General features: G+C 56.5%; 6 protein-coding genes. 5 read left to right on the top strand and 1 reads right to left on the bottom strand.

What is annotated here, in order from left to right:
* Window positions 1-160: 160 nt before the first annotated feature.
* Window positions 161-403, top strand: a complete 243-nt coding sequence (locus LKE08_RS00805) for a DUF4058 family protein (protein ID WP_324702289.1) — start codon at window positions 161-163, stop codon at window positions 401-403.
* Window positions 404-478: 75 nt separating this feature from the next.
* Here LKE08_RS00805 and LKE08_RS00810 read toward each other — a convergent pair whose 3' ends face one another.
* Complete coding sequence (locus LKE08_RS00810; RefSeq protein WP_324702290.1) at window positions 479-2,392, bottom strand: transketolase C-terminal domain-containing protein; 1,914 nt, start codon at window positions 2,390-2,392, stop codon at window positions 479-481.
* A gap of 388 nt (window positions 2,393-2,780) precedes the next feature.
* Between LKE08_RS00810 and LKE08_RS00815 the strand changes: the two genes are divergently transcribed.
* The 4 genes from LKE08_RS00815 to LKE08_RS00830 all read left to right on the top strand — a co-directional run bounded on the left by LKE08_RS00815 (window position 2,781) and on the right by LKE08_RS00830 (window position 6,535).
* Complete coding sequence (locus tag LKE08_RS00815; RefSeq protein WP_324702291.1) at window positions 2,781-3,887, top strand: nitronate monooxygenase family protein; 1,107 nt, start codon at window positions 2,781-2,783, stop codon at window positions 3,885-3,887.
* A 166-nt stretch (window positions 3,888-4,053) separates the two neighbouring features.
* Window positions 4,054-4,431, top strand: a complete 378-nt coding sequence (locus tag LKE08_RS00820; RefSeq protein WP_324702292.1) for a microviridin/marinostatin family tricyclic proteinase inhibitor — start codon at window positions 4,054-4,056, stop codon at window positions 4,429-4,431.
* A gap of 135 nt (window positions 4,432-4,566) precedes the next feature.
* The gene (locus LKE08_RS00825; RefSeq protein ID WP_324702293.1) at window positions 4,567-5,556 is read left to right on the top strand and encodes an MvdC family ATP-grasp ribosomal peptide maturase; all 990 of its coding nucleotides are present in this window, start codon (window positions 4,567-4,569) and stop codon (window positions 5,554-5,556) included.
* A gap of 1 nt (window position 5,557) precedes the next feature.
* Complete coding sequence (locus LKE08_RS00830) at window positions 5,558-6,535, top strand: MvdD family ATP-grasp ribosomal peptide maturase (RefSeq protein ID WP_324702294.1); 978 nt, start codon at window positions 5,558-5,560, stop codon at window positions 6,533-6,535.
* Window positions 6,536-6,668: the final 133 nt, after the last annotated feature.

The raw sequence follows: 6,668 nt of genomic DNA on the forward strand, positions 1-6,668 counted from the left end.
GGTTTCTCAAAAAAAGTCGAAATTTTTAACATTTCTTAATTTTTTTTGAAAAAATAAATAATGCGATCGGCAATGTGGGGCCAATCAATCGACTCCAGAGGGCGATCGCGCCACTCAAAGCCCCCAGAATTGGGGGTTTGGGGGCGATACAATTGACACGATGCAAGTTTCAACTGTCCGAGGTGTGTTCCCATGCCCTCCCCTGAAATTGCCGACTCCGCTGCCCGTCGTCCCGGTGCCCCTGCGAGATCCCGACCCGGACCTGCCGCTGGATTTGCGATCGGCCCTCACCGCCGTCTATGAGGAGGCGGCTTACGATCTGTCTCTGGACTACGGCCAACCGCCGCCGCCCCCGCCATTCTCCGATGCCGATGGGGAATGGCTGAAAAATCAACTCGGATAGCGGGGTCGGATTCAAAAAGACGACAGTCGGGAGAATGCCTCCATTCCCCCGACAAAATCACTCAAATTCGGATCGTTAACCGATCAATTCCTTGACCTTTTTCATGATGCCGTTGGGGTCGATTCCCTGGTGGGGGAACTGTTCCCACAGGCCGCCGCAGCCTTCCTCGTGGGTGCCGAGATAGGCGAATTTGGGGGTGTATCCGCGTTCGAGCAGCCAGGAACCGAAGCGGCTTCCGAGTCCGGTGCGGCGGTTGAAGGATTCTGTTACCAGGACGAAGGGCGCCCGGCCGACTTTGGCTAACATTTCTTCATCGACGACGTTGAGGGTGGGTTTGTTGATCAAACCGACGTCGATGCCTTCTTTTTTGAGGCGTTCTACTGCATCTAAGGCGCGGTAGAGGCTGTCGCCGAAGCTGACGATGTAGCCGGCGGTGCCTTCGCGGATGACTTCGTCTTTTCCGGGGACGAATTTGTAACCCTCGCCGAAGAAGGGGTTGCCTTCGGAGTCGAGGATGTGGGGGACTTTGGAGCGGGTGGAGAAGATGAACCGCAGTCCGGGATCGAAGAATACCGAGTCAACGCAGGCTTTCATCTGGTTGGCGTCGGCGGGGAAGTAGAGGCGGGTTTCATAGCCGTCATCGAGGCCGTTGTCGGCGAACATATTGTTCAGGCCGAAGTGGCAGGTGTTGTCGGCCATGTCGTCGATGCCGCTGTGGGAGAAGTGGCAGAGGACGTTGGAGTAGTTGAGCCGCGCCATGGTGATTTCGGAGATGCACATTTCTAGGAAGGCGCTGAAGGTGCCGAAAATACCTTGTTTGCCTTTTTCCATGCCGAAACCGGCGGCGGCGGAGAAGTTGCCGCGCTCCATGATGCCGGCTTTGATGAAGATTTCGGGGTAGGCGGTGCGGATTTTTTGCAGGCCGCAGGAGCCTTCGAGGTCGCTGTCGATGCAGACGACTTTTTCTTTGCGATCGCTTTCACTCATGGTACTGAGGACGGAAACGACGGCATCTCCGAAGACGTTGCGGTTGGAACCGAGATCTTCGCTCGAACCCAGGAAGGTGTAGTCTTGCTTGGGCTTTTTGATGCCTTTGAGGTAGTCGGCGGCTTCGGTGCGGCCTTTGGCTTCTAAATAGGCGATCGCGGCATCGACGGAAATCACGTCGTGGCCGTGGGGGGACCCTTCGAGGCCGTCAATTCCGACGCACATTTTCCGGCGGTTCACCACGGCAACGGGTCCGGCGGTGTTGATGGCTTCGCAGATGCGGCGGTAGAGGTCGTCGAGATCTTCCCCGTCGCCTTCGAGAATTTTGACGCCTTGGCCGGCGAGGGTTTGGGCGACGGTGTAGCCGGGGATGTATTCGGAGGGGTGTCCGGCGATGGTGACGTCGTTGTCGTCGATGATGAGTTTGACGTTGAGTTGTTGGGAGACGGCGAGGCGGGCGGCTTCGGCGTCGTTTCCTTCTTGTTGGGACCCGTCGGAACCGAGGCAAAATACCGTCTTATCGGGGTTGGCCATCGCGACGCCGTTGACGTAGGGCCACATATGGCCGAGGCGCCCGGAACTAAATTTGACGCCGGGGGTCAGTCCCAATTCGGGGTGTCCGGGGAGTTTGGAGTGGGCGGCGCGGTAGCTGAGGAGTTGCTCGGCGGGCAAGTGACCTTCGAGGACGGACATCATATATTGGGTGGCGACCCGGTGTCCGGCTTCGTCGAAGAAGGTGGGGACGAATTTTTCGGGGCCGCCGCGGAACAGGGCGTCGAGGATCATCACTTCGGGGGCGGTGTCGTAGGGTCCGCCGGTGTGACCGCCGACTCCCCGGGCGGCGCCGGTGGCGGTGAAGAAGACGATCGCATCCCGGAACAGTTGGATGTTGGCTTTGAGGGCGTCTCGCTGTTCGTCGGTGAGGGTGGGTTGGGCCGGATCGAGTTTCAGATGCTGGTAAGCTCCCAGGTCAATGGGGAAGGTCACTTGAGCAACGGTCATGGGTGATGTTCCAAATTAAATATCGAGGTTCAGGCGCAACGGGGGCCGATCGCCCGGTTTGGGGACGATGGCCAATTGCGTTGTTTCAATTGTTTCACATTTCGGCTCAAATTGAACAATCGATTCGCGATGGTTTTGGGGGGGGATTGTGAGGCCCGATCCGCCACCCCGCCAAGATTTTTGGGATTCGGTGCGATCGCGAATCGATGATCTTTCCTTAACCTAACGATCAGCTCGGCTCCGTCAAAGATGCGGTCGAGCGTGAATGCGATCGGTGCGTTCGGGTGCGATCGCGGCGTCCGGATTGACAAATATCGCTTGATAGAAATATAGTTATTGTTTGAGAAACGCCGGTCGTCCGCAAACCGGCCCTAGCAAAGGAGATCGAATGTCTGCGACTCAATTTCCTCCCCTCCAAATCGGCAAGCACGTCGCCCCCCGCCCCATCATCCAGGGGGGCATGGGAATTCGCATTTCGGGGGCGAACCTGGCGGCGGCGGTGGCCGAAGCCGGGGGCATCGGGACGATTTCGGCCGTGGGGTTGGGTTTGAATTCCCCCTATTTCGATCCGGAGGAGCGCAATTTTGGCCGGCGGCGGGCCAATTTCTTCGAGGCGAACCGCTTGGCTCTGATCGACGAAATCAAAAAGGCGCGGGAACTGAGTCCGACGGGGATTTTGGCGATCAATTCGATGGTGGCGGCTCAGGATCACGAGACGTTGGTCCGCACGGCGGCCGAACAGGGGATTAATCTGATTATTTCCGGGGCGGGACTGCCGATGCACTTGCCGGAAGCGGTGGCGGACTATCCGGATGTGGCGATCGCACCGATTATTTCGAGTGTCCGGGCGGCGCGGGTGATTTGCCGCAAGTGGGGGCGACAATATAATCGGTTGCCGGATGCGTTGATTGTGGAGGAACCGCGATCGGCGGGGGGACATTTGGGGGCGAAGGCGGAGCAGTTCGAGGTGCCCGAGTTTCTCCTGCCCTCGGTGATTCCGGAGTTGGTGGCGGTTTTGGAGCGAGAATTTGGGGCGAAGATTCCCGTCGTGGCGGCGGGGGGAATTTGGAGTCGGGAGGATATCGAGCGGGTGTTGGCGCTGGGGGCGAGCGGGGTTCAGATGGGGACCCGGTTTATCACGACGGAGGAATGCGACGCGGATATCCGTTACAAGGAGTTTCATTTGCAGGCGACGCCGGAGGACGTGATGTTGGTGCCCTCGCCGGTGGGTTTGCCGGGGCGGGCGCTGCGGAATCCGTTTGTGGAGAAGGCGATCGCGGGGACGTTGGAGCCGAAAAATGCTTGTCTGGCGAGTTGTTTGCACACCTGTAGCTATCGCGATCGCGGGGAAAATTATTGTATCCTGCGGGCGCTCGATCGGGCGGCTCGGGGGGACGTGGAGACGGGTTTGGTATTTGCGGGCGAGAATGGGGGTTCGGCGGAAGCGATCGTTCCGGTGGCGAAGTTGATGGCGGAGTTGACGGAGTGCCCATGAATTTGATAATTTTTCGGTCAGTTTCTTGATTTTTTTGGCGTCGGGTCTACGTTTTGCCAAGTTGGCAACATATCTCAAAACGATCCTGCTATCGTGCCTATTACAAGGACTAAAAAGCCTGATTTTTTCAGTCAATATCTGTAGCGCGATGAGGACGAATTGACTCATGTCCGAAAAAAATAAGCGAGAATCCGACTCGAAAGCGGTTCCTTTCTTTGCCCGCTATCTCGAAGGGCAGTTGGAAGACCTGTCGGAGGCGGAAATGAAAGCCGTCGGCGGCCGGAGAGGATTGATAACGACCAAAAAGTATCCCTCCGACAGCGAAGATGGGGTCGGCATCAAACCAATTTGGGACGATATCGCGGTGACGCTCAAATATCCCTCCGACAGCGAAGATAGTGGCGGAGGCGATATCGCGGTGACGCTCAAATATCCCTCCGATCAAGAGGATAGTGGCGGCTTCGACGACGGGTCTGGCGATCTGATCACGACCCAAAAGTATCCCTCGGACAGCGATGAATCCGACCTATCCTTCGGATGGTGAGGATGAAGTCGCCTGGATCGGTGCGAAGACCGAATTGCAAGTCGGCGAATTGTGCCGATTTTTTTTCATATTGCGCCGATTTAAAATAGATAAAACCCGAGATAAATTGTCCGAATTATCCCGATTTAATGCATCATGAATTCCCGGCGCGATGTCGTTTTATTGATCACCCACAGCGGCGATTACTTCACCGTTGATCGCGTATTTGCGGCCCTATCCAAACGGAGTTGCAGACCCTTTCGCCTCGACACCGATCGCTTTCCTGCGGCGATCAAAATTCGAGCCCATTTCGGCAATAGCGGGTGCGAAAATTGGTTGGAATACGGCGATATTTCGATGCGTGCCGAGGAGGTGCGTTCCGTCTGGCTGCGCCGCATCTGGCAACCCAAATTCGGCGAAGAATTGACGCCGGAATTTCAAGTCGCCTGCGCCCGAGAATCCCTGGCAACCTGGGACGGTTTTTGGGACGGTTTGCGAAGTGCCCGTTGGGTGGATGACGTGGAACGCATTCGCGCCGCCGAGAACAAATTGCGGCAGTTGCGGGTCGCCCGGGAGGTGGGATTGAGGATTCCCCAAACCCTCGTCACCAACGACCCGGCGGAGGTGCGGGCGTTTTTCTACCGGGTCGGTGGAAAGATGGTCGCCAAACTGTTGAAGCCGCTTTCTTACAGCATGAAAGGTTCGCCTTTTTTTCTGTATACCAGTGCGGTGAAGGAGGAAGATTTGGCGGATTTGGAAACGTTGCGCCACTGTCCGATGGTGTTCCAAGAGGAAATCCCCAAGCGCCGGGAACTGCGGGCGGTCTTCGTGGACGGCCGCATTTTTGTGGGGGCATTGGATGCGTCGAAATATGCGGAATCGACGGTGGACTGGCGGTGCGGTACGCCGGACGCTTGCGTCTGGGAAAACCATCAACTGCCCCCGACGATCGCCGAAATCCTCGATCATTTTATGGCGAAATTTGGCCTGACGTTTGGCGCGTTTGACTTCATCGAAACGCCCTCGGAAGAATTGGTATTTTTAGAGGTGAATCCTTCGGGAGAATGGGGAATGTTGGAGCGCGATTTGAAACTCCCAATCTCGGATGCGATCGCCGATGCCCTCCTCGCGGACGACCCCAGTTGACATGACGATTTTAATTATTACCCACAGCAAAGATAACGAAAGTATTCCCCGGGTGATGAAGGCGATCGCCGACCGGGGCGAGACGGTGTTTCGGTTCGACACGGATCGATTTCCGACGGAAATTTTATTGGATATTTATTACGGGGAAAATGAGCGCCTGATTTTGGTCGATAATGACCGAAAGGTTGATTTGCAAGATGTCTCCGCCGTGTGGTATCGCCGGATCGCGATCGGGGCGCGAATTCCGACGACAATGGACCGGCAAATGCGGCGGGCGTCCGTGCAGGAATCCCGCGTCACCATTCAGGGAATGATTGCCAGCATCCGGGGATTTAACCTCGACCCCGTCCCCAAAATTCGCCGCGCCGAAAACAAACAATTGCAAATACAAGTCGCCCGAGAATTGGGTTTGGAAACGCCGCGCACCCTGACGACGAACAATCCCCAAGCGGTGCAACAATTTGCCGGGGAATGCCCGCAGGGTATGGTGACGAAAATGCTGTCTTCCTTCGCCATCTACGACGAAGAAGGGCAAGAACAGGTGGTTTTTACCAATCCCGTCACCCCGGACGATCTGGAAAGCTTGGAGGGATTGAATTTCTGTCCCATGACGTTTCAAGAAAAAATCGAAAAAAAGTTGGAATTGCGGACGATTGTTGTCGGCCGTCGCGCCTTTACCGCCGCCGTCGATTCCCAGGCTTTGGAAAAGTCCCGCCACGACTGGCGGCGGCAGGGAATCGCCTTACTCGATGCCTGGACGCATTACGATTTGCCCGCCGATGTGGAGGGGAAATTACTGGCTTTGATGGCGGAATTCGGGTTGAACTACGGGGCGATCGATCTGATTTTGACCCCGGGCGATCGCCACGTGTTTTTGGAGGTGAATCCGGTGGGGGAGTTTTTCTGGCTGGAACGCTGTCCGGGGTTGCCGATTTCTGATGCGATCGCCGATCTTTTGGTTTCGGGATTACGAATCTAGAAACCGAGTTGATTATAATACAGCGGTTTTCGCTCGAATGAGAAACGGATGATCCACCATTATCCCCCTTCGATCCCCCCCCGCCCCCATCCCCCCCTACCCCCCTTTGTAAGGGGGGAGATAAGGGGGAGCA

Source organism: Lyngbya sp. CCY1209, assembly GCF_035615495.1.
GTDB lineage: Bacteria > Cyanobacteriota > Cyanobacteriia > Cyanobacteriales > Microcoleaceae > Limnospira.

Excerpts from the sequence above, each read along its gene's own strand:
- LKE08_RS00815 (WP_324702291.1), top strand. The coding sequence starts at position 2,781 with ATGTCTGCGACTCAATTTCCTCCCCTCCAAATCGGCAAGCACGTCGCC.
- LKE08_RS00810 (WP_324702290.1), bottom strand. The coding sequence starts at position 2,392 with ATGACCGTTGCTCAAGTGACCTTCCCCATTGACCTGGGAGCTTACCAG.
- LKE08_RS00825 (WP_324702293.1), top strand. The coding sequence starts at position 4,567 with ATGAATTCCCGGCGCGATGTCGTTTTATTGATCACCCACAGCGGCGAT.
- LKE08_RS00805 (WP_324702289.1), top strand. The coding sequence starts at position 161 with ATGCAAGTTTCAACTGTCCGAGGTGTGTTCCCATGCCCTCCCCTGAAA.
- LKE08_RS00820 (WP_324702292.1), top strand. The coding sequence starts at position 4,054 with ATGTCCGAAAAAAATAAGCGAGAATCCGACTCGAAAGCGGTTCCTTTC.
- LKE08_RS00830 (WP_324702294.1), top strand. The coding sequence starts at position 5,558 with ATGACGATTTTAATTATTACCCACAGCAAAGATAACGAAAGTATTCCC.